Source organism: Micromonospora sp. DT44 (assembly GCF_049841635.1).
In the GTDB taxonomy this organism is placed as follows: Bacteria; Actinomycetota; Actinomycetes; order Mycobacteriales; family Micromonosporaceae; genus Micromonospora.
The window spans coordinates 1-1,126 of the sequence record NZ_JBNCKS010000143.1 but is presented as its reverse complement, the minus strand read 5'-3'; the positions used below and the strand labels follow the sequence as shown (position 1 = coordinate 1,126).

At 66.0% G+C, this 1,126-nt stretch carries 1 protein-coding gene; it reads left to right on the top strand.

The window, feature by feature from the left end:
- The first annotated feature begins 15 nt into the window (after nucleotides 1–15).
- Nucleotides 16–1,113, top strand: coding sequence for an IS630 family transposase (locus ACLQ25_RS32665; protein WP_425734580.1), 1,098 nt, complete (start codon nucleotides 16–18; stop codon nucleotides 1,111–1,113).
- Nucleotides 1,114–1,126: the final 13 nt, after the last annotated feature.

Genomic DNA, 1,126 nt, shown 5'->3' with positions numbered 1-1,126 from the left:
CCGTAGTAGTAGACTCTGGATGTGACACGTGCTGCCGCACCACTGGTGCTCGAAACCGGTCAGCGGGAACTGCTGGAGTCTCTTGCCAAGTCGCGTACGGTCGCGCATCGGCTGGTGCAGCGGGCGCAGGTGCTGCTGCACGCTGCGGACGGGATGTCCAATGCCGACAACGCGGCGCTGGCCGGGGTGACCCGGATGACGGTGCGGGCGTGGCGGTCCGAGTTCGCCGAGCGTGGGCTCGCCGATCTGGGCAAGGTCGCGCCGGGTCGTGGTCGTAAGGCGTCGATTCCGCAGGCCACGATCGATGAGATTGTGGAGTTGACGCTGCACTCGAAGCCGCAGGGGGCGACGCACTGGTCGTGCCGGTCGATGGCGGCGAAGGTCGGCGTGAGCCCGGCGACGGTGCAGCGGGTCTGGGACGCCCGAGGGCTCAAGCCGCACCTGGTGGAAACGTTCAAGCTGTCCAACGACAAGCGGTTCGAGGAGAAGCTCGTCGACGTCATCGGGTTGTACCTGAACCCGCCGGACAAGGCCGTCGTGTTGTGCATGGATGAGAAGTCGCAGATCCAGGCCCTGGACCGCACGCAGCCGAGCCTGCCGCTCAAGCCCGGCCGGGCCGGCACGATGACCCACGACTACAAGCGCCACGGCACCACCACCTTGTTCGCCGCGCTGGACGTGCTGACCGGCAAGGTCATCGGCAAGTGCTTCGCCCGGCACCGGCACGACGAGTTCCTGCGGTTCCTGCGCACGATCGACACCTCGGTGCCCCGCAAGCTGCAGGTCCACCTGATCGTTGACAACTACGGCACCCACACCCACCCCAACGTCAAGGCGTGGCTGGCCAAGCACCCCCGCTTCCACCTGCACTTCACCCCGACCAGCTCATCGTGGCTGAACATGGTCGAGCGCTGGTTCGCCGACCTGACCGACAAGATGATCCGCCGCGGCGTGTTCCACAGCGTCCCCGACCTCGTCACCGCGATCGAGGATTACCTGCGCGTGCACAACGAGGACCCGAAACCGTTCGTCTGGACCGCCACCGCCGAATCGATCCTGGCCAAGGTCCGACGTGGACGCGTCGCCCTCCAACAAGCGGCTAGTCAAAACTGAGACAGAACACTAG